23 protein-coding genes and 3 pseudogenes are annotated in these 21,549 nt (G+C 66.4%); 13 read left to right on the top strand and 13 right to left on the bottom strand.

Annotated elements, in window-relative coordinates:
• Positions 1-513: 513 nt before the first annotated feature.
• Positions 514-720, top strand: a complete 207-nt coding sequence (locus tag AC3ERS_RS35470; protein ID WP_488186880.1) for a hypothetical protein — start codon at positions 514-516, stop codon at positions 718-720.
• Positions 721-834: 114 nt separating this feature from the next.
• Positions 835-2,436, top strand: a complete 1,602-nt coding sequence (locus AC3ERS_RS35465; RefSeq protein WP_431972525.1) for a HEAT repeat domain-containing protein — start codon at positions 835-837, stop codon at positions 2,434-2,436.
• A gap of 248 nt (positions 2,437-2,684) precedes the next feature.
• Here AC3ERS_RS35465 and AC3ERS_RS35460 read toward each other — a convergent pair whose 3' ends face one another.
• The 3 genes from AC3ERS_RS35460 to AC3ERS_RS35450 are packed head-to-tail and all read right to left on the bottom strand — an operon-like array spanning position 2,685 to position 4,201.
• Positions 2,685-2,930: a hypothetical protein gene (locus AC3ERS_RS35460; protein ID WP_431972524.1), complete on the bottom strand. Its 246-nt coding sequence runs from the start codon at positions 2,928-2,930 to the stop codon at positions 2,685-2,687.
• A gap of 59 nt (positions 2,931-2,989) precedes the next feature.
• On the bottom strand, positions 2,990-3,409 hold the full coding sequence (locus AC3ERS_RS35455) for an ester cyclase (protein WP_431972523.1): 420 nt from the start codon (positions 3,407-3,409) through the stop codon (positions 2,990-2,992).
• A 21-nt stretch (positions 3,410-3,430) separates the two neighbouring features.
• A complete protein-coding gene (locus AC3ERS_RS35450; protein ID WP_431972528.1) occupies positions 3,431-4,201 on the bottom strand; it encodes an SDR family NAD(P)-dependent oxidoreductase in 771 nt (256 codons plus the stop codon).
• A gap of 91 nt (positions 4,202-4,292) precedes the next feature.
• On the opposite strand from AC3ERS_RS35450, the gene AC3ERS_RS35445 reads away from it, so the two are divergent.
• Positions 4,293-4,955 carry a TetR family transcriptional regulator gene (locus AC3ERS_RS35445; RefSeq protein ID WP_431972522.1) on the top strand — a complete coding sequence of 221 codons (663 nt, stop codon included), beginning with the start codon at positions 4,293-4,295 and terminating at the stop codon, positions 4,953-4,955.
• Between the two features lie 570 nt (positions 4,956-5,525).
• Here AC3ERS_RS35445 and AC3ERS_RS35440 read toward each other — a convergent pair.
• Entirely contained in the window at positions 5,526-5,846 is a 321-nt protein-coding gene (locus tag AC3ERS_RS35440; RefSeq protein WP_431972521.1) for a hypothetical protein, read from the bottom strand.
• Positions 5,847-6,146: 300 nt separating this feature from the next.
• On the opposite strand from AC3ERS_RS35440, the pseudogene AC3ERS_RS35435 reads away from it, so the two are divergent.
• From AC3ERS_RS35435 to AC3ERS_RS35425, 3 genes and pseudogenes are all read left to right on the top strand, one after another.
• Positions 6,147-6,634, top strand: a pseudogene (locus AC3ERS_RS35435) (ATP-binding protein); the annotation flags it as partial.
• A gap of 1 nt (position 6,635) precedes the next feature.
• Positions 6,636-6,836, top strand: coding sequence for a hypothetical protein (locus tag AC3ERS_RS35430; protein ID WP_431972520.1), 201 nt, complete (start codon positions 6,636-6,638; stop codon positions 6,834-6,836).
• 82 nt (positions 6,837-6,918) lie between these two features.
• Positions 6,919-7,194 carry a hypothetical protein gene (locus AC3ERS_RS35425; RefSeq protein WP_431972519.1) on the top strand — a complete coding sequence of 92 codons (276 nt, stop codon included), beginning with the start codon at positions 6,919-6,921 and terminating at the stop codon, positions 7,192-7,194.
• Between the two features lie 315 nt (positions 7,195-7,509).
• On the opposite strand, the gene AC3ERS_RS35420 is transcribed toward AC3ERS_RS35425, so the two are convergent.
• On the bottom strand, positions 7,510-8,289 hold the full coding sequence (locus tag AC3ERS_RS35420; RefSeq protein WP_431972518.1) for an alpha/beta fold hydrolase: 780 nt from the start codon (positions 8,287-8,289) through the stop codon (positions 7,510-7,512).
• Positions 8,290-8,348: 59 nt separating this feature from the next.
• On the opposite strand from AC3ERS_RS35420, the gene AC3ERS_RS35415 reads away from it, so the two are divergent.
• On the top strand, positions 8,349-10,115 hold the full coding sequence (locus AC3ERS_RS35415) for a GNAT family N-acetyltransferase (protein WP_431972517.1): 1,767 nt from the start codon (positions 8,349-8,351) through the stop codon (positions 10,113-10,115).
• A 25-nt stretch (positions 10,116-10,140) separates the two neighbouring features.
• Positions 10,141-10,212: pseudogene (rpsN, locus tag AC3ERS_RS35410) on the top strand (type Z 30S ribosomal protein S14); the annotation flags it as partial.
• Between the two features lie 97 nt (positions 10,213-10,309).
• On the opposite strand, the gene AC3ERS_RS35405 reads toward rpsN, so the two are convergent.
• Complete coding sequence (locus tag AC3ERS_RS35405; protein WP_431972516.1) at positions 10,310-10,747, bottom strand: DUF7832 domain-containing protein; 438 nt, start codon at positions 10,745-10,747, stop codon at positions 10,310-10,312.
• 58 nt (positions 10,748-10,805) lie between these two features.
• Between AC3ERS_RS35405 and AC3ERS_RS35400 the strand changes: the two genes are divergently transcribed.
• Positions 10,806-11,063, top strand: coding sequence for a hypothetical protein (locus AC3ERS_RS35400; protein ID WP_431972515.1), 258 nt, complete (start codon positions 10,806-10,808; stop codon positions 11,061-11,063).
• 406 nt (positions 11,064-11,469) lie between these two features.
• Here the strand turns inward: AC3ERS_RS35400 and AC3ERS_RS35395 are convergent, their stop codons facing one another.
• Positions 11,470-12,876 carry a selenium-binding protein SBP56-related protein gene (locus AC3ERS_RS35395; RefSeq protein ID WP_431972514.1) on the bottom strand — a complete coding sequence of 469 codons (1,407 nt, stop codon included), beginning with the start codon at positions 12,874-12,876 and terminating at the stop codon, positions 11,470-11,472.
• 236 nt (positions 12,877-13,112) lie between these two features.
• Between AC3ERS_RS35395 and AC3ERS_RS35390 the strand changes: the two genes are divergently transcribed.
• The 3 genes and pseudogenes from AC3ERS_RS35390 to AC3ERS_RS35380 form a co-directional block, all read left to right on the top strand.
• Positions 13,113-13,289 carry a hypothetical protein gene (locus AC3ERS_RS35390; RefSeq protein ID WP_431972513.1) on the top strand — a complete coding sequence of 59 codons (177 nt, stop codon included), beginning with the start codon at positions 13,113-13,115 and terminating at the stop codon, positions 13,287-13,289.
• Complete coding sequence (locus tag AC3ERS_RS35385) at positions 13,286-14,104, top strand: NAD(P)H-binding protein (RefSeq protein WP_431972512.1); 819 nt, start codon at positions 13,286-13,288, stop codon at positions 14,102-14,104. Before AC3ERS_RS35390 ends, AC3ERS_RS35385 begins: the two co-directional genes overlap by 4 nt.
• 27 nt (positions 14,105-14,131) lie before the next feature.
• Positions 14,132-14,443, top strand: a pseudogene (locus AC3ERS_RS35380) (MBL fold metallo-hydrolase); the annotation flags it as partial.
• Between the two features lie 354 nt (positions 14,444-14,797).
• On the opposite strand, the gene AC3ERS_RS35375 reads toward AC3ERS_RS35380, so the two are convergent.
• From AC3ERS_RS35375 to AC3ERS_RS35350, 6 genes are all read right to left on the bottom strand, one after another.
• Positions 14,798-15,295 (bottom strand): hypothetical protein, encoded by a 498-nt coding sequence (locus AC3ERS_RS35375; protein WP_431972529.1) that lies wholly within the window; start codon positions 15,293-15,295, stop codon positions 14,798-14,800.
• Between the two features lie 80 nt (positions 15,296-15,375).
• Entirely contained in the window at positions 15,376-16,701 is a 1,326-nt protein-coding gene (locus AC3ERS_RS35370) for a hypothetical protein (protein ID WP_431972511.1), read from the bottom strand.
• A 133-nt stretch (positions 16,702-16,834) separates the two neighbouring features.
• Positions 16,835-17,275 carry a peptidase inhibitor family I36 protein gene (locus AC3ERS_RS35365; RefSeq protein ID WP_431972510.1) on the bottom strand — a complete coding sequence of 147 codons (441 nt, stop codon included), beginning with the start codon at positions 17,273-17,275 and terminating at the stop codon, positions 16,835-16,837.
• A gap of 66 nt (positions 17,276-17,341) precedes the next feature.
• Positions 17,342-18,310: an AraC family transcriptional regulator gene (locus tag AC3ERS_RS35360; RefSeq protein ID WP_431972509.1), complete on the bottom strand. Its 969-nt coding sequence runs from the start codon at positions 18,308-18,310 to the stop codon at positions 17,342-17,344.
• Positions 18,311-18,475: 165 nt separating this feature from the next.
• Positions 18,476-18,703 (bottom strand): hypothetical protein, encoded by a 228-nt coding sequence (locus AC3ERS_RS35355; RefSeq protein ID WP_431972508.1) that lies wholly within the window; start codon positions 18,701-18,703, stop codon positions 18,476-18,478.
• A gap of 419 nt (positions 18,704-19,122) precedes the next feature.
• Positions 19,123-20,325, bottom strand: coding sequence for an aminotransferase class I/II-fold pyridoxal phosphate-dependent enzyme (locus AC3ERS_RS35350; protein WP_431972507.1), 1,203 nt, complete (start codon positions 20,323-20,325; stop codon positions 19,123-19,125).
• Between the two features lie 160 nt (positions 20,326-20,485).
• Between AC3ERS_RS35350 and AC3ERS_RS35345 the strand changes: the two genes are divergently transcribed.
• A complete protein-coding gene (locus AC3ERS_RS35345) occupies positions 20,486-21,544 on the top strand; it encodes an NAD-dependent epimerase/dehydratase family protein (RefSeq protein WP_431972527.1) in 1,059 nt (352 codons plus the stop codon).
• The last annotated feature ends 5 nt before the right edge of the window (positions 21,545-21,549 follow it).

Below are 21,549 nucleotides of genomic sequence, written 5' to 3'. Positions count from 1 at the left end.
TGGACCTACGGCACAACCGACCGGAACCGTCGTGCCACCGCTATTTCCCGATGACCAGCAGTTTTCGGTGTTGCAGCAGGTTGGCGTACTGGTCGATACCCCCTCCGGACACCAGTGCTAAACACAGCATCGGCCTCGACAACGGCAACCCGTTGTCGAGGCCGATAGCGTATGGCGAGGTGGAGGGCCCGGTAGAGGTCCGCCTTGTCGGTTCAAACGCGGTGCTGTCGGCTTGGACGTCGCGGTCGCCCGCGGGGTACCCACGAGCTGTGCGCTCAGTGCCAGTCGGTGGTCTCGCTAGTTCATACCTCACTCCGCAAGGCGGTGCTCCGTGGCTACGTCCACTGATCTGGACGGCGTCTGTCCACGAATTTGGACGGCACCGAGAAATCGGGCAGGGGTAGTGTCCGCGGATTTGGACGGCGCCTGTGCGGGTCCGGACGGTGATGGCGGAGAAGTGCGGGCCGGGGTGTGTTGAGGCATGGTGGGCACCAAACCGGGGGTGATTCAGCCATGGCCGACAACGGGATACGTATCGACGTCAATGACGCCTTGGGGTTGGTTGAACTGTTGGAGTTCATCCGAGACTTCTTCGGCGCGGCGGGGCTGGCGGTGACCGAGGAGTTCGCGGCCGTTCGTGGGGACCGGCACGTATTCAGTGGGAGATCTGTGTGTCGATCTGGAGCGTTATCAGCTGCTGCTGGGAGGGATTCCCGGTGATGATCTGCCGCCGTGCCCATGTCGTCCTCGTGCCTACGCGGAATGGGCGAACAAGTTTCGGTGACGGCCGCAGTGCCCAAGACAACAAGCGGACCTCGGCGATACGTCGGTCGGTTGCTCGGTCTGCCGGTACTGGGCTGTGAGGTCGCCCTGGTTCAGGTTTCGAGCCTACCCGTCGAACATCTGGGGGCAGTAGCGTTGTCGGTCGTGGGTGACGCTCTTATAGCCAAGCTGTTTGCGCAGGTGACCGACGTGGATCCGGAGGTTCGCCGAAAAGGCTTGGAAAGGTTGGCCGACTGGGGTGGCTACATCTACAACGTGTTGGTGGAAGTGCTGCGATACGAGGAGTACTCGTACGCCTGGCCGGACTGCGCCGACATGCTCAGCGAAGACCTCTGTGACAGCAAGATCTCCTTCAACGTCTTCATCGATGACCTCATCGAAGCGCCGAACGAGGTCGTGTTCGATCGGTTTGCCGGTCTGCTCGGGCTACCGGCCGGAACTCACCCGCCCCGCTTCGCCATTGACGGTCACAGTGGCGACTCCGTGCTACCCGCGCCCGCGGTGGCTGCTGGCCTCCATCAACGGGCAGCCGTGCTGGTGGCACTGCTGGGCAGCCCGCTGGAGCGGGTGCGGCAGAATGCAGTGTGGTTCCTGGCCGAACTCGGCCCCGGCGTCGCCCCGGTACTGCGCGCCGTACGAGACACACGAATGTTGGGCCGGCGCGCCGCGATCAGCGCCCTGGCGGAGCTCGACTGGGCCGAGTTGGGCACGGCCGACCAAGCGTTGGTTCAACGCCTGATTCGGGTCAAGCAGCTCACCGAAGTGCCGCAGCCGGTGATCCCGCAGGGCGAGTGGTACGCATTGCCGACGACCGACCAGGCAGCAGTGCTGGCCGCGTTCGATCTTCGAGACCCGGTGCCCGTGACCATGCGTATGGGATTCGCACCCTGGCAGCTGGACGGCCCGTGGCGGCCGTTGCCCGAGTACATCGGCTACGGCATCACCGGCGCGTACGGGCAGGTGTTCGTCACACCGGCCTTGGACGGGTGGACGTTGGTATTCGCCGACGGCAGCGTGCTGACCGCGGACGGGAATGTGGCTGACGGTGAAGTTGCGTTCGCCTCCGCGCACCGCCGCTGCGCGGAGTTGAGCCGCCGCTTCGGGAAAGCGCACTGGTACCTCGAAACCGAGAGCGGTGGATGTTCGGATCAGAGCGGATGGTGCGTCGCCGACAAGGGTGAGGTCGTGCGGTACTGCTACTACGACTTCGATATCGACGGCGGAGTGCAGATCGGCCCTGCGGCCGAATCCGGACGGCAACCGACCGTCGAGGAACTTCGGGCCTGGGTGAACGAGCATGACCCCGGCACGGGAGTCCCACCTGTGCGACTGGAGACCCCGCCCAGCGAGTCGACAGAAGAGAAATTCAAGGCGTGGGTGCTGGAAAACTTCGCACCCCCTCCCAAGGATGAGAGGAGCTATGAGGACATCGACGACGAGTTCGACGATGCCGACGACGTCGACGAACCTCTCGACACTCAGCGGGACGAAGGGGAGTCAGGCGGCTGGGAATTCAGGTCCCTCGAGGTGGCCTGGCGGCTGTCGGTGAGCCCCGAAGCACTTGGACCGCATACACGTGTCCAAGGCACCGGCGTGCTGGCCGTGCCCGCTGGCAAGCCGCACAGCAGACGCTATGGGGCCCTGCCCATCTGACGCTTCGGCGACTGGTAGTCGCCCCAGCGGACGAGTTCGGTGTGAAGGTCGACTTCGATGGTGCCGAAGAAGTCGATATTCTCGCTGTGCGCGGGTCGAGATACGGGCCGGCAACTGTTCGATTCCCCTGGGCCTGTCGTACTCAAAAGTCGCGGACTGGCTGTGCCGGAGCAGAGTTGGCACCACTCTGGTCAACTGGAGCGCTACCCACGCTCCGCTCACCGCGTTCGACGGGCGAGTTGATCTCATCAGCCCAAGCGTTCCAGCCAGGAGTCGCCGAGGTGGATGCCGACGAGATCGCCGCCCCGGTACTCAGTTGAGGTCCCGGCCTGCTCGGCGGCACTCGGTTGCACAGCGATCTCGGAGGCCGCGGCCTTTTGCCGGACGAGATCAGCGGCGGTGTGTCCGACATCCGCGAGTGCATGCTCGGGCCACGGCTCTCGCTCGTGACGATCCTCGCTTGCGATCGCATGGAAGATGGGGTCGTCGTCCACGTCGTATCGAGGCGAGCCCTGCTCCGTCGGGCAGTGCGGCCGGGAGGAAGTTGGCGAGGTTATGTCGTGCTGGTGCCGTCGTATCCGGTGAGTTGACGCAGGACTGCCGCGGTGTCGAGGAAGACGCGTTCACCGATGACGTAGCCCTCGTCGTCGAAGGTGACGACGGCGACCATCTCGATGGCGATCGTGTTCCCGCTCGACGCTATTCCCGCGTAGTGCCCGTCGTGGGTACCGTCGAAGCGAACCAGCGCGGCGCCAGTGGAATCCACTTGCCCGAGGGGTTGGATAGTGGCGGTGAGGTCGCTGAAACCGTCGAACAGCGCGGATTCTCGGGCAGCCAGCGCCGCAAGACCTTGCTGCGGGCCTGTCAGGGGTGAGTCGTAGGCGGCGGGCTCTCGCCACAGGCCGACGACCTCCTCGACGCTGTGCTTGTTCACTGCGGCCGCGGCCGCGGTGGCGAACTGCTGGATGAACATGTCGCACTCTCTCCGGATCGATCAATTGGTTTGGGGTGCAGGCGATTCCGGCCGGACGGAACGCTCGGCGAGCGCGATTGCCCACTTGGCGGGAATCCGGCCGGCGATGCGCGCCAGCAATGCGTTCGCTGCGCCGTCGACGATGTCGGGGCGGTTGGACCCGATTGCGCACAAGGCCGCTTCGACGACCTGTTCGGGAGCACGCCGGCTGCCGACCGAGGCGTCCTCCCCGGCGATCTCGAAGAATGCGGTGTCGGTGGCACCCGGGCTCACGGCAAGTACCTGGACCCCGGTACCGCGGGTCTCGGACCAGAGCGCGCGGGTGAAGGACAGCACATACGCCTTGGTCGCCGCGTACACCGCCATGTGCGGCACCGGCTGAAACGCGGCGGTGCTGGCCACGTTGACGACGGCTCCGCGTCCGCGAGCGATCATGCCGGGCAACAGGATTGCGGTGAGCTCGGTCAAAGCGGTGATGTTCACCGCGATCTGACTCGAGACCGCCCCGAGGTCGGCATCGGCGAGGTCGCCATGGATTCCGAGTCCCGCATTGTTGACGAGCGCATCGACGGTGATCGCACGCTGGGCGAGCAGTTCGGCGACGCCCACCGCGGCGTTCGGGGCGCTGAGGTCCGCGGGGATGACCTCCACGCTCGAACCGAATTGCGTGTGCAGTTCGTCGGCCTGTGTTCGCAGCACGGCCTCCCTGCGGGCGACCAGAACGAGGTCACCACCGTCTGCGGCGACGCGTGCGGCGAACGCGCGCCCGATACCCGATGACGCCCCGGTCACCAGTACTCGCTGTCGGTCGAAGTATCCGGCCACCACTACCTCCTTAATTAAACCTGCATGCTGGTCTAATTAATACCGCTATGCTGAGGCCATGGCAAGCCCCCACCGCAACACGCCGGCCCGGCGACGCGTCGGCCGCCCGTCCGGCCCAACCGAACACGGAGCGGCATCCCGAGAGCGGATCCTCGATGCCGCCGCCGCTGTGTTCGCGCAGGTCGGTTACGACCGGGCACGCATGGCCGACGTGATCGAAGCGAGCGGAATGACCAAGGGCTCGGTCTACTTTCATTTCGAGAGCAAGGAAGCCCTCGCCGTTGCCGTGCTCACCGAGAAGCACGCGCAATGGCTCGATCGGGTACAAGCACGACTGGCCACGGCACCCCCCGGGCTGCAGCGGATGGAAGCGCTGTTGCCCGCCATGCTGGATCTCCACCGTGACGACCCCGACGCCTGGGTCATCTCGCGCCTTGCCCAGAACCTCGCCGAGGTGCCCGCGACCCGAACCCTCGCCACGGAACTGACCCGCCGATGGATCGACCGCGTCGCCGACCTCATTCGCGACGCCCAGCACATCGGTGAGGTATCAGACGGAGTCGACCCGGAACTGCTCGCCACCGTCCTCGTCGGCGCCTTCGACGGCCTGAAGACGACCATCGAAACAATAAGCGACGACCCCCACGCCGCCGATCAACAGCTCGAGGCCTGCGGCGCCCTCCTGCTGGCGATGATGCAGTCGGTCGCCCTGTCACGCTGATCGACCTCGACAGTCCGCCGGCATGGATCCGCCGGCCCCGGCATCGCCGTCCGACAGCCGCCCGGAGCCGCTGTGGGCGCCAGGCTTCCAAACATTGTTGTATTACAAACCCAGAGGCGTTGACTCGGAAACTGCTGCGCCCATTGGCTGAGAGGGCTTGGGCCACTTTCTCGATGCCGGGCTCGGGTATAGAGGGTGGTGCTGCTCTCGCCGTTGGCGTCGGTGTGTCCTGCGTAGGCGTGGGCGACGGCGTGGCCGAAGTTGCGTTCGACCCAGGTCTGTGTGGTGTGGCGGAGCCAGTGGGTGGTGATGCCCAAGGGCGCAGCGCGACAAAGCCGCTCAGCTCAGTCAGAGCGGAACCGCCAAACGTGTCGGCGCACCATCAGTCAGCAAATGTCCGAGCGTGTCACGCGATTGCGCGGTAATCGGCTACCGAACGTTATTAGCCACAACGTTGCGAGCCGTAGTCCGTCTCGGGTGCAGGCCGCCGCTCAGCGGGGCATTGTCCGGATTTTTGCGGCTGTCTTGGTCAGAGAGTTGTGGCAACTCTTCGCTACCCGCTGCCATCTCCTACCCGCCGTCGCGCATGAGCTTCGGTAGCTGCCAAGCGCGGTCGGCTGCGGGGGGACGCTGATGCCCACATTCGAGCTCGACACCTGCCTTGTCGCGCAAGCTGGGGCACCACCGGGAGCCGGTCCATACGATGAAACCGTCTTCGTACCACGAGACGTCGAAGTGTGCGTCGCCGATCACATGCTCCGCGTGGTCGCTGCCGTCGAACTCGACCGTGAATGCCTCTCCCGGACACATCCAAAAGTCCTCGCCGAGGGGTTCGAGCCAGATCACCAGCTTCTTGCTCTCGTGCGTGTTGGTCAATCTGAGCTTGGGCATGATGGCAGCGTAGGTGCTGGCCCCCCGGGGCATTCCCCTCGGCAGAAGAGTGCCTTCTCCGCGGCAACGAATTCGTCGACGCGCTGTGTTCGGATCGCTGCCTGCTGAGCCTGGTTCGAGGCCAGGGATAACTGCAAGTACCGTACTGTTGCGCGATCTGTGAGCTGGCGTGGGGAGGGGAGATGGATGTCGAAAGAGGTTGGCGGGAACCAGTTCCGGCCAGCGGGAGGATGCGCAGAAGCCGAGCAGACGGTCGATTGCCGAAGCGAGGGCGGCGTTCGTCGAGTTCGACAAAGGTTCCACACTCTCGCCAAATGCGAATGGATCCGAAAAGGCATGCCGCTGTGTCTGATCGGCGATTCCGGCGCCGACAAGTCCCACCTGCTGATCGCGCTGGGCACCGAGGCCGCCATGGCCGGGTTCCGAGTCGAATACACCCTCGTCGCCAAGCTGGTCAACGAGGTGGTCGAGGCCGCCGACGACAAGGTGCTGACCAAGACCATCGCCCGTTACGGCCGGGTCGACCTTTATGCATCGATGAACTCGGCTACATGGAGCTGGACAAACGCGGCGCCGAACTGCTGTTCCAGGTTCTCACCGAACGCGAGGAGAAGAACTCCGTCGCGATCGCCTCCAACGACAGCTTCGGTTCCTGGACAAAGACTTTCACCGATCCCCGGCTCTGCGCGGCCATTGTCGACAGGATTACCTTCGGCGGCAACATCATCGAGACCGGCACCGTTTCCTACCGGCTCGCCCGCACCAAAGCCGCCACCGGCGCCAGCTGAGATGACCGACGCCGATCCCGCCGACGCCATCGAGCTCGGCGAACTGCTGTTGCTCCTCCACGACTGGATCAGCACCGATCAACACGCCCGCCTAAGCTTCAACCGCTACCTCACCGACGGCCACTACACCGCCGACGACCTTCGCGCCGACCTGCTCCGATTCGCCTTGCTACTCGGCACCGAGATCCCGCCGTCGCGCTGACCTGTGATCGGAAGCACCCGGCATTCCGGAAAGAGCAACGGCCCCAACGGCTTATGCTCCCTGCTCAGGGAGGAACCAGCTCATGGCCAGTCGCAAACACACTGTCACCGCTTCCGAAGTCCAGGACGTTCTCAACTACTTCGGCACCTGCCCCATCTGCGACTACCCTGCTCGCGCCTGGCTCATCACCGCCCAATTCGACGACGGCCGCGTCGAAAGCCAAAGCATCGCCGCCTGCGGCGGCTGGTGCGGATGGAAAGGCCCCGTGAACCCCACACCCATGACCGGCGACACCGTCGTCCTGGCCCAGAGCCGCAACACGATCACCTCGACCGCACCGGCACTTCCGCCCGCCTGACCGCCGTCAGAGTTCGCGAACAACACGCCCGCCGCAACCCCGCCGACTGCCGTCACTATTGATGAACAACCGCCGTCGGAGATCGCGAGCAAAGCCAGGCGGGCGCGGGGCGTGCGGCCTGGCGCTGCGCCACACGAGATCCGGCTGGCGCTCGGCTGTTATGCACCCGTCCTGGGACCGATTCGATCAGTTCCGTGTAGCCAGAGCGTACATTTGGGTGCTCGGGCCCCCGTCGGACCGGCCGACGGCGAGCTGTGGGGCACGGGCGATCGTATCGGGCGGTTGGCCCCAGAACGAATCGCTAGGGCGTCGTGCCTACCCGTGTCGGGCTACGTCCTCGCACAGGATGCTCGGCCAGCGTGCGAGATCGGCCGGTGTGTGCGCCACCTCCAGTGTGGCGGTCGGTAGCAGGTCCACCAGCGCCTCGGCGGTCGACACCGGATGGGCGGGGTCGTCGATCCAGGCCAACACCGTGGTCGGCACCTCGATCGCGGCGATCGCCTCGGGGGCGGGCAGGTCGCTCATCGCTGCCCCGCGGAACAGTGAGGGCAGTAGGTGCTCGGCGACATCCGGCACGGTTTCCGGCGTTCCGACGGTGGCCGGCGGGCGAGGCGCGGTGAGATCGGCACCGAGGAAGGCGTCGAGTCCCTGTTCCTCGATCAAGCGAGCATTCTTCCGGTAGATGTCGGCCTTCGCGGCGCGGGTGCGCCAGGCGGTCGCGGGCACCAGCAGGGTGAGGCCGGCGAATCGGGCAGGATCGCGGACAGCGGCATGCAGCAGTGTCCCGGTGCCCATCGAAGGACCGACACCGTGCACCTGTTCACCGGGGAACCAGTGGTCGAGCAGTTTCAGCAGGTCATCGGCCAGAACCGGCCACCGATAGTCCTCGGGGACGGTACGGCCCGTCGAGTGGCCGTGGCCGCGGGCGTCGTACCGCAGCAGTCGGGTTCCGCTGAGTCCGCGGCCGAGATCGAGGTCCATCAGACGGTCGCGGTGGCGGCTGGAGGTGAGGCCGTGGAGTTGGACGACGGGGTGGCCGCCCTCGTCGCTCAGTTCCACGGCGAGGTCGGCGCCGGGAACACGGAAGGTCGGCACGGCGGCTCCAGGGTGCTGGTGAGACGGCGATCGCTCGGGAAGAAGCCTAGGATACCGTCATGCGGCTGACCAACGTCGCGCACTTGCGCCTGCCGTTCGGCCGCCTGCTGGGCTTCGACGTCATTGCGGGTCGGGTGGGCCGGTCACTTCCCGTGTCCTTCGACCAGCGGCGCCACGTCGGCGCCGGCGACCGAGCGGGATCCTGGATGGCGTTGTCCTTCAGGCTCTCCGCGCCGGTACCGCCGGACGAGCTCGCGACCTGCTGGCTGGCGGTGATCGAGCGGCACGGCACGCTTCGGTCGGTCTTCGTGCCGGGCGAGGACGGCGAGCCTCGGCTGCACGAGGTCGATATCCGCCCCGGCGGCTGGGTCGAGCATGTGATCGCTCCGGGGCAGGCGGTCAACGATGCGCTCCGCGCCGTGCTCGACCGTGCTTGTTCACCGTACGGTCGTCCGTCGTACCGGCTCTGCGTGCTCGAGACCGCGGTAGGGCCGACCGTGGTGGTCGCCGCCGACCACGCGCACGTCGACATGTGGTCGATGTTGGTGATCGCGCGCGACCTGCTCACCGCGCTGGCCGCGGTGCAGAAGGGTCGTGCACCGTCGTTGCCGCCGGCACCCGCCTTCGCGGAGCACACCCGCGCGCTGCGGGACCGCCCGCCGGCACCCGACGAGGTGCACCGCCGCTGGGCAGAGGTGCTGGCGGGCAGCGGCGATGTGATGCCACGGTTCCCGCTGCCGCTGGGTGAGGCGACGTTGCAGGAGGAGCGCGTGGAGGTGCGCGATGTCCTCGACGTCGACGACAGCGCCGCGTTCTCGGCGCAGGCCCGCGACGACGGCGTCTCGACCTTGGCGCTGGTGGTGGGGGCGATGACCGAGGTGACCCACGAGTTGGCCGGCACCGCACTGCGGGCCGTGTTTCCGGTGCACAGTCGGTACGACACCACCTGGCACGACTCGGTGGGGTGGTTCATCACCAACTCGGTGCTCGAGTCGGCCGACCCCGATCCCCGTGCCAGCGCGGAGGCGGTGAAGGAGGCCGTCCGGATGGGGTCCTGGCCACTGGAGGACATCCTGCGTCCGTGGGGCGGGATGCCCGAGGCGCCGGGGATGTTCGCGATTTCGTGGCTGGACCTGCGTCGGCTGCCGGTCCGAATCGACGCGACCGGATTGGAGGCGCAGTACGTCGGCGCGACGATTCGGACCGACGGCGTGATGCTCTGGTTCATCCTCGACGAGGCGGGTCTGCACCTGCGCTGCCGGTATCCGGACACTCCCGAAGCCCGGCGGCACGTCGGCGCCTGGCTGGACACGCTGATCGCCCGACTGCAGTCACGGGCACGGGCTTCGGTCGGTGGTCGGCTCCGACTCGGCGACCGGATCTATCGTGTGCAGCGGGCGGGGCGTGCCGACGTGCCAGCGCTGGTCGCGCTGCTCTCCGACGACGAGATCGGCCGTACCCGCGAAGGTTTCGAAATTGCCCGCTACGAGGAGGCATACGACGCCGTCACCAGGGACCCGTCGCACTATCTGGCCGTGGTCCGGGACGAGGGCGACCGGATCGTCGGCACCATGCAGCTCACCATCATTCCGGGGCTTTCCCGCGGCGGCGCCACCCGCCTCCAGATCGAGGGAGTCCGGGTCGCTGCCTCGGAACGCTCTCGCGGCATCGGAACCGCGATGCTCGAGTGGGCACACGACCACGGCAGGCACCGAGGTGCGACACTCGCGCAGGTCACCACAGACCGGGTCCGCGAGCGAGCTCACGCCTTTTATGCGCGGCTCGGGTACGACAACAGTCACGTCGGGCTGAAGCGGGCGCTCTGACCGAGTGTCAGCCGAGTCTTCCACGATGTGCCGCGTGTGCCTGCGCGAGATGGCCCACCGTGGCGAGCTCCCCGGCGTGCACAAGAGCTCCTGGTGAGCCCGCGCTCCTCGTGAGCGCTGCCACCTACGCGAATAACGCACGAAGGCACGGACTTCCGTAGTGAAGTCCGTGCCTTCGCGCGTCTTTCGGCAGGTCAGCCAGCGTGTATCTGCCACTCCGTCCACGCCTCGTCGAGCAAGACCGCGACGGCGTCGTAGATCTCCCAGGTATCGGGGACGTGATAGGTGGTCTCATACCGCGCGATCGCGGGGATGGATTCATAGGCGCGGAGGTATTGCCGGTAGACGGCCTTGGCGAAGGCCTGTCCGGTGGCGTTGAGGTCTCCCTCGTTCAGTTCGCTGCAGCAGTGGTCGAGCAGGTAGCGGCCGGGTGTTTTCGTGCGATCGCGCAACGCGGCCAGCTCAGGTCGTGGCACCGGTTCCGGTTCGCCCCAGACGAGCACGGTCGGCGAATGCAGGTCGTGAGCGACGGCCCATGCGTAGAACATCCCGATATGGGTTGCTCCTGCCTCGCGGTCCAGGCCCAACTCCGCGGTTGTGTCCGAGTGCCAGCCGCAGTCGTCGTAGGTCATAGATCCCCCAGATCAGAATGGTAGCCGGACAGCACATCACGAAAGATGATCTCGGGTCATGATGACCGAATGGTGCTGGGAATGGCTCGATCTCCAGGCGATCGATCGGGGAACCTACGGTCGCTACCAGAGCAAGATCAGGCTCATCCTCCTGTATCTCGACAGACTAGCGGTCCACGAAATGCGCGAGCCACACGTCCTGAAACTGATGACCGGACTCCATCGCACGGGCTATTCGTTCGACTACCGAGTCGATATCCATCGCATGCTCACCCGGATCACGGCTGCAGCGAACGAGCCGAAGCCACCGTGGTGATGCCCTGTTCTATCGAGACCTACGCCAAACCGAACCGGGATCGCCCTGAGCTCGCCGCCTACTGTCCGACGATGACGGAGTTCTGGACCTGCTTTCATCTGATGCCCGAGGAGACACGCATCGCCCTCGCGCTCGGTGTCGGTGTCGGACTTCGCCTCAGCGAAGTGCTCGGCGCGATTGCTGACCACCCCGGAAGCAGCCCGGCCGAGCATGCCAACCGACACGACGATCGTCCCGCTACGCCGACGAGGCTGCTAAGTTCAAACCCCAAGCCGCCTGGGGCTTTCGGCGAGCACCTCTGGGGACGATCTCCTAGCGCCAACAGCGTGTCCGAGGTTGGACGTGTGCGGACACTTCGCCGACCGGGCATACGCGGTAGAGATCCAGTGGTCCCCGCTCGACCCGACTACCGGTAGCAGTAGGAGTCGGAGGAGGCGTCGCCGCCCTGGAGGCGCACCTGGTGCACCCGCAGACCTCGAAAGTCCTCGTCGTGCGGGAAGAACGACTCGTCGATGGTCATTCCGCGGTCGGGATCGATGCGCATCACGGCCATCCAGGCGCCAACCCCATCCGGGTAGAACTGGTCGTCCCACGCGCCATAGAGCGAGTTGGTGACGTAGACCCGCCGACCGTTACGGCTGATCTCGACCATCTGGGGGCCGCCGGCAAGCGGCTGGTTCGGCGCGGCCGGGTGGGCGGTGCGGCCCACGATCCCGCCGAGCCGGACCGACCCGGTCTCTTTCGGGTCAGCCGGATCGTGCACGTCGAACTGTTTCAGCTCCCCGGTACCCCAGCACGAGACGTAGAGGTATGCGTCATCGACCGACAGGTCGATGTCGGTGACCAGCGGCGGCACCGCGCCGAACGGTTTCAGTGCCGGCGGCAGCAGGTCGGGATCGGCCGGCTCGGCCGGGATGGTGATCACCTTGTCGACCGCCCACACGCCGCCATCGCGATGCCAACGCCACACGGAGGCCGACAGATCCTCGGTCGAGATCACCACGCCGACGAACCCCCAAGCGGCGTCCGGATCGTGCGACGGGCGCAGCTCGAGTGCCATCTGGTATTGCTCGCCGAGATCGATCCGCTGCTGGTGCCGACCGGCGCTGAGGTCCCAGAAGTGGATCGCGTGGCCGTACTTGTTGGCCAGCAGCAGCTCCGGGTTCAGCCCGTCCTCGATCATGGCTGGGGTGCCCCACTCGCTGCTGATCAGCGTGTTCTGGTTGAGATGCCACCAGGCGTCGTACGCGAGGTATTGCGGCCCACGGTTGGTCTCCCACTGCCGCAGCACATCGAACGTGCCGTGATCGAGCAGCGCGATCCCGCCCGGCCCGTCCGATCCGTCTGCCCCGCCGAGGCAGGTCATGAACACACCGTCCGGCCCGCAGTGCAGCGTGTGTGGACGGGAGTAGCCGGCCTTGGCCGCGAGCTCGGAGCTGTCCACGATCTTGGACAGGGTGGGCTGGCGTGGGTCGGGCTGGGTGTCGAACACGTACAGGCGCGACGAGCGCAGACCCGGCACGATCAGGTACCGCCGAGTCAGCCCCTCAATCTGGTGGCCCTCGTGCTTCAGCGCGCTGCTGCAGGCGTTCCAGCCGAAATGGTGCAGCTCGTTGCCCAGGTGGGGTACCTCGGTCCAGCCCACCACCCGGCCGTAGGTGGCCGAGCCCGGATCCACATCGATTACTGACAGCGCATCTGGCTTCTGTGCCGCGCGGTCGAACGCAACAACGTATGCGAGCCGCTCCGGTGGCGCGGCCGCCGCCTCCGCTGCGCTCCGATAGAAGGTCGGGTCCAAGTCTGAGTGATTCATTTCCAGCCTCCTTCATGTCGATAGGCGGAGACCCACGCACCTCGCCCGATCTGGCGGTTCCGAGGCGAGCGCGACCCGTGTGGTCGCGTGCCGTATGGCGCGGGCAGGCAATAACAGTCTCGGCCTATCGACGCAGATCCACCAGCTACCGCCAGCGCGGCGGCAGAGTGCGAGGTACGGCGCAGTTCCGTCGAAGAGCGTTAGCCGGAGAATCTGGATGCCAGCCCACCCTGCTCGTGCACAGCGAGGACGCCGCAATCCCCGACGGTGCCCGCCGTTTCCACGCCGGACTCGCCGGCCGCAAGGACATCCTGTGGACCCAGGGCAGCCAGTTCGACTTCTACGACCAGGAGCCCCAGGTCACGCTGGCCGCAGACACCGCCGCCGCACACTTCGGAAGGACCCTTCGATGATCCTCGTGACAGGCGCCACCGGCAACGTCGGCGGCGAAGTAGTCCAGGCACTCGTCCGGGAGCAGCAGCCGGTCCGCGCGTTGGTACGCGAGCAGACCGACCTGCCGGTCGAGCAGGCCGTCGGCGATCTGAACGAGCCGGCCTCGCTCGCCACCGCCCTCGACGGTGTCGGTGCGGTGTTCCTGCTGCCCGGCTACCGCGACATGCCGGGCCTGCTCACCGCGATGCGGCAGGCAGGAGTGAAACGAGTTGTGTTGCTGTCTAGTCTGGCCACAGTCGCCACCGACACCCGAAACGCTTTCTCGGAGTTCATGATCCGGTCCGAAAGCGCAGTCCGTGAGTCCGGTCTGGCCTGGACTTTTCTGCGTCCCAACGCTTTCATGTCCAACGCACTGCGCTGGCTGACCCAGCTACGGTCCAGTGACGTCGTCGAAGATGGTTTCGGTGATGTGCCCATCGCATCCGTCGACCCCTATGACATCGCGGCCGTCGCGGTGCGGGCACTGCTCGACTCCGGACACGAGGAACGCATCCACATGCTGAGCGGCCCGCAACGGCTGTTGCCGGCTGAGCGGCTGGCCCTTCTCGCGCAGGTACTCGGTCGCGATCTGCGCTTCCATCCGCTCACCGATGAGCAGGCCCGTGCCGACATGAGCGAAAGGATGCCGGAGGAATATGTCCACGCCTTCCTCAGCTTCTACAGCGACCGGACACTCGACGAGTCCCTGATCTACCCCACGGTGGACGAGGTGACAGGCCATCCACCTCGTACTTTTCATCAATGGGCAGTGGCTCACGCAAACGACTTCCGCTGAATCTTCTGTGAGGTGCAAAGACTCCAGATGAACCAGGCATTGCGGCGTTGTCTCGTTGCGGGCGCCGCTGCCGCATGCGCCATCATGTGGGCGGCGGGCTGTGCGAGCGAGGACACCTGCGACCTGCGGACTGCGACAGCAGGGGAGCCGGGCTACTTCGCCTCGCTCAACCCCGGCTCGGTCAACACCTATTGGATCCAGGCATCCGAAGGGCTGATCGTCGTGGACACCCTGCGCACAGAGACCGACGCGCGCAATGCGATCGCTGAGATCAACAAGACGGGCAAGCCGGTCGCCGCGGTGCTTGTGACCCACTCCCATCCCGACCACGTCGTCGTCGCCCGGCGCCTTCAAGCAAGCATTCCCCGCTGCTGCCATCTACGCCTCCAAGACAACCGACCTAGCCATGCTGCCCCAGTTCGAGCAAGGGCTCGATGTCGGACTACTCCTCGGATTGATGCTGGGAACGACCGCTGGCACTACTATCGGTCTCACGGCAGGCCGGTACGCGATCGCGTCGGTGCTGTTCCGTGTGACCGGTACCTTCGCGCCACGGCCCGCTCCGTTCCTGAACTGGGCACGCTGCCGTGCTCATCACTCACACTGAGGCCATACCCATGCCGGGCGGGCCCGGCACGAGCGGTCCGGGCGCGGCACCGACGGACTCGCCGTCCCGGGCCTTCCCGACCGGCCTCACGGGTTCCCCGGCGACAACCACCACCAGTGGGTTTCCGGAATACCGGGCGGGAGCAGGTCGTCTGGCAGCGGCGAGACCCGGTGCGCGCGTTCGCGGAGTTCCTCGTCGGCCTCCCGCAACAACTCGACGTCGTAATCACCGGCGTACAGCAACGCGGCGCCGTCGAATTCGTCCATGACGAACTGCACCGAGGACCGGCGCCGACACGCCGATGTCCACGAGTCCCAGCCGTCCACCGAGGAATGCAGTGACGCTTCTGTGGTGGCGTCGATGTAATTGTGGAACGCCCACCCGTTGCGCCGCACGAGACCTATTACCCGCTCCCGGAATTCGGCCCACCCGGAACCTGCCTTCGCCCGCTCGGAGTCGAGGCAGACCTCGAACAGATACGCCATCGCCCGCCTGAATGCGGAATCGCGCCCACGTATCACATCATCCGCGCCGGAGTCCGCGATCGACGCGGATTCCTCGAATGCCGCGATCGTGTCACGCATCAACTTGTCTCTCACAGTCGAAGCCATTTTCTCATCTCCGCCATCGTCGGAATTGCGCGCCATATCGATCCCCTTACGAATCAACCGAGGTGGGCTGAATAGGTCAGCACCCTAGCCGATTCCGCTCGCATGTCCGTTGTCGGCCTCGGCACGCGGATATTGAACGTCAGCGGCCGATCCTGCGACGTCTCGGCGCGAGCGACGGGCATCGCCGCGAAGGTCCGCGGGACCGTGCGCTGAGCCATCTCGATCGTTTCCCGCAGGTGCTGTAGTAGGTCACCCGCCCACGGTGCGGTTGTTCCGTCGCCGGAGTTCGGCGTGGATTCGCCGGGTCGCAGCGAGAGCAGCGGCGGCACTGTGAGGAGCGGGCGCGGTATTCCGGTCGGGGCGGGATCGGCGTCTTCGGGCAGGATCTGCGGTGCGTCCGATCGGGCGCCGCCGAATTCCCATTCCGGCGGCAACTGTTTGTCCGGTCCCAGCCGAACCGCCTTCGGAGCGCCGTACGAGGCGATGGAGGCACGCCCCTCGGTATCGACCCATACGATCGCCTCGGTGATCTTCGTACCGCCCGCGCCGTCATCGATCACTCGGTGAAAAACCAGTTTCGTCGCTCCGGTCGCGTCGTCGACCCCGACCTGAACCAAACGGCCCTCGCGGACGGTTCGGGCCGCGCTGTTCTGATACGACTCGATCTCGGTCGGCCCGACCTTCTCGATATCGGGGTACTCATCGCGGTGTTTGAGGGTGTGATACGCACTAGAGACCGGGTCATCGAAGCCCAACCCCTCGGCATTGCGCAGCGCCGATACCATTGCCTCGTCGGACAGATTTGCACCGAGATTCACCGCGCCGCGTCCGCTGCGCAGGACCGTCTGGACATCGATCGCCAACATCTCGTCGGCAATGCGATTTTCGAACATCCGCGCCGCGAGGGCATCGAGATTTTGGTTCCGGTACAGCGACGGGTCCAGCGATCCGCGATATTCGTCGAATTTCAGTTTGTAGTACTCGTAGGCATTGGAGAATCGCCCCGGATTATTGCGCCCGCCCTGCTCGAACGCCCATTGGATGGCTCGGTCCTGGATTCCCTCCGCCAAAGCCTTCTTCTTGAAGGTCGTGCCACCACCGACCAGGTCCGCCGCTCGCTGCCGAGCGCGATCGGTCGCGGGCCGGTCACCCCAGATCGCCTGGCCCAGGGAATCCTCGGTATCACCGATCCGCGTGTCGTTGAGAAGCGCCTCGCCTTTGGCGATGCGCGCTTGGCGATCGGCCTCCTTCTTCGGATCGACACCGGGTCTCCCGCCCCCCTCGGACTCCGGCCGACCGGAAGATCCGCCCGGCCCGGGTTCCGACGAGCCGGGACTCGGCGGCCTACCGAGCTCGCTGTCCGCAACACGGTTCGACAAGCTCGCCGTCCGCTACCAAGCCGTCCTGCACATCGCTGCCACGTTGAACAGGTAACGTCGGCGGCCTTTCAGCGCGACAGACAGAAGACCCTCCCGGTGGTGCGCCGGGAGGGTCTACCGAGTACTGCAAGCCTCAGCCGCAGACCCACAGGGCATCGGCCTTGTTGTCACCGTCGGCGGGCACATTGCCCTTGCTGTTGTCGGGGACCGAGACGAGCAGTTGCCACTTCTGACCGGTCCAGTTGTAGACGCCGACCGTCTTTCCGGTGCGGTTCCAGTACGAGCTCAAACGATCTCCCATTCCGCCGTTGCCGATGTCGTGCAGCAGGCAGTTGTTGTCGACCTGCACGAACATGCCGGAGCCGTCGCGGTGGTCGTAGCCGCAGAACAGTCCGCCCGGGCAGTCGTAGGCCGCCGATGCCGGCGCCGGCGCGAGGGCTGCGCCGTACCCGGCGACCGCGATGGTGGCTGCCGCCGCGACGCTGAGACGGCTAAACAGTCTGAGTGACAACATGATTGACCCTTCGAAGCCGGTGGGATCGAGTGTCGGTGGGCGGAAATCCGCCGCACTCATGATGGGTGGTCCGGACCGTCCGCGACTATCCACCTCGCGCGAGTTCTGTCCGGGCTGCGCGGTGCGTCAGGCGCGCAGCGTCACCGACGGCGGCACACCCCATCGCCGCCGGTACAGGGCCGAAAAACGGCCCAGATGCCAGAACCCCCAGTCCGCGGCCACCGCGGCGACCGTGGTCATAGTGGGGTCCGCGGCGACCAGCGCGGAGTGCACGCCCACCAGCCGGGCTTCACGCAATCGCGCCGTCGGTGTGGTGTCGAGGTATCGCCGGAAGCCCTCCTGGAGACTCCGCACCGAAAGTCCCACTGCCTCTGCGATATCGGTGACGGTGAGCATTTCGTGCGCATGGTCGGCGATGAGTTGCTCGGCCCGGCGGATGGGTCGTGGCGTCGACCTTCCGGGGGCGTCGTCGAGCAGGAGCTCCGAACAGCTGTTCGGCTGGGCCAGCAGGAATTGCGACATCATCAGCTGCTCGACCTGCGGCCGCAGCCGCGGATCCAGAAACAGGCCCGGACCTTCGGCGTCGGTCTGCAGCATGCGCAGCGATTCGAACCAGGTCCGGGCGGCCGGTGATCGCAACTGCATGGCGATGGCCATCCGCAACGGACGATCCGGCGGCCGGCCCAGCATCCGCCGCAAATGGTCGTCCAACGCGGCACGGTCGATTCGGACCAGGAGTTGCCTGCTGCTCTCGTGCCAGTTCATGTCCAGGGGCGCATCCGGGTCCGGAACCGAGGCCACCGCCGGGTCGCAGGCAATATCGGCGGTGCCGTCGAGCACCCGGACCCACCCGGCCAGCGGTATTTGAATCAGGCGGAAGGTTTCGATGGGGTCGGTCCGGATCCGAACCTGAACCCCGTAATGCTTGTAGACCAGGCCGATATCGCCGTACCGGACGATATTGCAGCTGGCCTCCATGGTGGAGGCGCCCGGGTCGAGCCGGTGCTCACGCAGGATGCCGGCCATCCCCGCTCGGGCCACCTCGGGGTCGTCGGTCCGAAAATAGCGATGCCCCGACAGCGGTTCGACGAACATTCCGACTGCCCTCCCGGCAGCAGGCGCCGCGCGAACGGGCCTGGATCAGTGGATGTCGACGGTATTGTCCGTCGGACACCCGGGGCACACAAATTCTGCGGGAGTTCCTCACCGACAACCAGATCGACCAGAACTTCGACACGTCGTCATCGACAGGTGAACGTTCTAGGCGCTGGACTTGGCGTCCTCGGCCCAGAGCCGGTGCTCGTCGAGCACGGCCACCAGATCGTTGGTGCCGGACATGATGTGATCGCGCATCAGCGTGGTCGCCGTCTTGGCGCGGCGCTTGCACAGCGCCTCGGGGATCGCCGGATGGAAATGGCGCGTCTGTTCGGTGTGACCCTCGATATCGCCGAAGAACCGGTCGGGTAACTGTTTGACGATCGAACCCAACAGCCGTCACCAGACGGTGCGAATCGGCGGCGAGGTTGATCCGGCGATGGAACTCGCGGCCGAGAGTCACGGTCGGTATCGCCCGCGGTCATGGCCCTGCCGTACTCGGGGACGACATCGCCGAGCTGCTCGAGTTCCCGGGCCGAGATGGTCCTGGCCGCCCGTCCCGCCAATTCACCGGCCAGCGTCGCCTGGGCCCAGACAGATCACGCACATCCTGGCGGGTGAAGGCCGAGATGAGGTTCCCCCGCTCGGTCGGAGAGCGAACTACCAGGTTCCAGCCGGAACCAGATAATCCGCTCTCCGGATTAGCGGGGGAACCGTCATTTCCATCTGCCGACGCACCATTGGATCGATGGCCGCGTCGGCAAGCTGTTGATCAGGTGGACCCGGCACGATCGATGCCATTCATCAGGCGGTCAAGCGATAGCGGGCGGGATCGGCCCGTACGTGTTCGCGACCTCACGGCAGGCGTCGAGGATGCGGTCGACCTGGGAGTCGGTCAGTGCGGCATGAAGCGAGAAGCGGATCAGGGTGGCGTCGTCGGGGGTCGCGGGCGGCCAGAACAGCGAGCCGAAGACGCCGAGCTTTTCCAGATGGTCTCGGACAGCGATCGCATGCGGCGCGGGCCCGGTGGGTAGTGACACCAGGTGGCCGGCCGCCCCCGCCAGCTCGAATCCCGTCGTGCGCAACGCTGTTCGGATTCGGTGCCCCACCTCCCGCAGCCGGTCGCGCCGGGAATCGGATTCTTGGATCACCGCGAGCGTCGCCGTCAGCGCGGCGATATCGGCGTGGGGGACGGGCGAGGAGAACACCGCGGCCGCCGCCTCCAACTGAAAGTATTCGGCGAAATCCGGATCACGAGCGAAGACGACCCCGGCGTGCCGGGCGAACGCCTTGGCCAGACTCGCGGTGCGATAGGCGACCCGGTCGGTGAGGCCGAGCGCCACGACCACACCCGCACCGCGCGGTCCGGTCACGCCCAGCGCGTGTGACTCGTCGACGATCAGCACACCACCGGACTCCTCGGCCAACGTGCACAGCGCGGCCAGCGCGGCGTGGCTGCCCCCGGTGCTGTCGATCGCGTCGACGCCGATGACGCCGGGGCCGTGCGCGGTGATCAGTGCGCGCAGGTCGTCGAGGACGTTGTGTCGGAAGGAGTACACGGGCGCGCCTGCGGCCCGAGCGCCGAACCGCAAGGACATGTGTGTGCGGCTGTCGAGGTAGACGGGGGTTGCGGGATCGGCGATGGATTGCAGCAGACCGACATTCGCCTCCCACCCTGATTGGCACAGCACTGCGCTCTGCGCGTGCACATGGGTGGCCAGCGCGGCTTCGAGGTCGGCGCTGGCCCGCTCCGCGCGGTGGCCCGTCGCGGGCGGGCGGTCGAGCGCGGCTCGGCACACCGCCACCGCGATCCGTGGGTCATCCGCGAGCGCGAGGTAGTCGTTGCTGGTCAGCACGATGTCGTGGGTGGCGGGTGCGCGGCTGTGGCGTGGGTTTCGGGCACCCCACCCACCCAGGATGCGTTCGTGGTGGGACCGTTCGATGCGGGTCCGAATACGATCGGCGACGGTTGCCGCCATGCCGGCCTCCCAGGTCTCGTCCATGTCCAACAGCACCCGCCCAGCATTCCGCAGAATGGCGTTCGGCGACCCCGGGAAAATCTGACGAAACATTGACATCATGTCCGCGCTGTCAAATGTGACGGAATTCTTACCGCTGGTCCGGTACAGCGGGATTCGCTGGGAATTCCAGGCGAGCATCGACAGACTCGACCCCATGCGAGTGCTCTTGACCGGCGCGGCCGGTTTCATCGGGTCCCAGGTGCGGCGCGTTCTGGCTAATGCCGGGCACGAGGTGGTTGCCGTCGACCTGATGCTGGCCGCCGCACACGGTCCGGCGGCGCCGCCGCCGGTCGGCGTCGAGCGTGTCGACGTGCGCAACCCAGCGGCCCTGGACGACCGGCTCACCGGCATCGACGTGGTGTGTCATCAGGCCGCCGTCGTCGGGGCGGGTGTGAGCGCCCAGGACGCGCCCGCCTACGCCAGCCACAACGACCTCGGCACCGCGGTGCTGCTGGCCGCGATGTCGCGGGCGGGCTGTCGACGCATGGTGCTCGCGTCCTCGATGGTGGTGTATGGCGAAGGCTGTTATCGCGCAGCCGATTCCACTTCACGGGTACCGGCGCCGCGCAGTCGGGACGAGCTCGAGCGTGGCTTCTTCGAACACCGTGACCTGCACTCCGGCGAACCCCTCGGCTGGGCCCCGGTCGGCGAGGACACGCCGGTGCGCCCCCGCAGTCTCTACGCGGCGAGCAAAGTCGCCCAGGAGCACTATGCCGCGGCCTGGGCGACCGCCACTGATTCGGCTGTCACCGCGCTGCGCTATCACAATGTGTACGGCGATGATATGCCAAGGGACACACCGTATTCCGGTGTCGCCGCGCTGTTCCGGTCGGCACTTGCGGCGGGCGTGCCGCCGCAAGTCTTCGAGGACGGCGGGCAGATGCGCGATTTCGTGCATGTCCGCGATGTCGCCGCGGCCAATCTCGCCGCGGTCGAACGGCCGCTGCCCGGTTTCGTCGCGCTGAATATCGCTTCGGGACAGCCGATCTCCATCGGAGCGGTCGCCACGCTGCTCGCGGCCGCCCACCTCGGACCCGCGCCAGTGATCACCGGGAAGTTCCGGCCGGGCGATGTCCGCCATGTCGTGGCGAGTCCGGACCGCGCCCGCGAGCTGCTGGATTTCACCGCCGCGATCGGGCCGGAGCCCGGACTGACCGAATTCGCTCGTGCGCCACTGCGCGCCGTCGGCGGCGCGGGCGCGCCAACTTGGTGAACCGA

Source organism: Nocardia sp. bgisy134 (assembly GCF_057708325.1).
The sequence above is the reverse complement of the archived record's forward strand: the minus strand, read 5'-3'. Positions and strand labels throughout refer to the sequence as shown.

Coding starts and splice junctions, on each gene's coding strand:
- AC3ERS_RS35470 (WP_488186880.1), top strand. CDS start 514: ATGGCCGACAACGGGATACGTATCGACGTCAATGACGCCTTGGGGTTG.
- AC3ERS_RS35455 (WP_431972523.1), bottom strand. CDS start 3,409: ATGTTCATCCAGCAGTTCGCCACCGCGGCCGCGGCCGCAGTGAACAAG.
- AC3ERS_RS35445 (WP_431972522.1), top strand. CDS start 4,293: ATGGCAAGCCCCCACCGCAACACGCCGGCCCGGCGACGCGTCGGCCGC.
- AC3ERS_RS35440 (WP_431972521.1), bottom strand. CDS start 5,846: ATGCCCAAGCTCAGATTGACCAACACGCACGAGAGCAAGAAGCTGGTG.
- AC3ERS_RS35430 (WP_431972520.1), top strand. CDS start 6,636: ATGACCGACGCCGATCCCGCCGACGCCATCGAGCTCGGCGAACTGCTG.
- AC3ERS_RS35425 (WP_431972519.1), top strand. CDS start 6,919: ATGGCCAGTCGCAAACACACTGTCACCGCTTCCGAAGTCCAGGACGTT.
- AC3ERS_RS35415 (WP_431972517.1), top strand. CDS start 8,349: ATGCGGCTGACCAACGTCGCGCACTTGCGCCTGCCGTTCGGCCGCCTG.
- AC3ERS_RS35405 (WP_431972516.1), bottom strand. CDS start 10,747: ATGACCTACGACGACTGCGGCTGGCACTCGGACACAACCGCGGAGTTG.
- AC3ERS_RS35400 (WP_431972515.1), top strand. CDS start 10,806: ATGATGACCGAATGGTGCTGGGAATGGCTCGATCTCCAGGCGATCGAT.
- AC3ERS_RS35395 (WP_431972514.1), bottom strand. CDS start 12,876: ATGAATCACTCAGACTTGGACCCGACCTTCTATCGGAGCGCAGCGGAG.
- AC3ERS_RS35385 (WP_431972512.1), top strand. CDS start 13,286: ATGATCCTCGTGACAGGCGCCACCGGCAACGTCGGCGGCGAAGTAGTC.
- AC3ERS_RS35375 (WP_431972529.1), bottom strand. CDS start 15,295: ATGCGTGACACGATCGCGGCATTCGAGGAATCCGCGTCGATCGCGGAC.
- AC3ERS_RS35365 (WP_431972510.1), bottom strand. CDS start 17,275: ATGAGTGCGGCGGATTTCCGCCCACCGACACTCGATCCCACCGGCTTC.
- AC3ERS_RS35360 (WP_431972509.1), bottom strand. CDS start 18,310: ATGTTCGTCGAACCGCTGTCGGGGCATCGCTATTTTCGGACCGACGAC.
- AC3ERS_RS35345 (WP_431972527.1), top strand. CDS start 20,486: ATGCGAGTGCTCTTGACCGGCGCGGCCGGTTTCATCGGGTCCCAGGTG.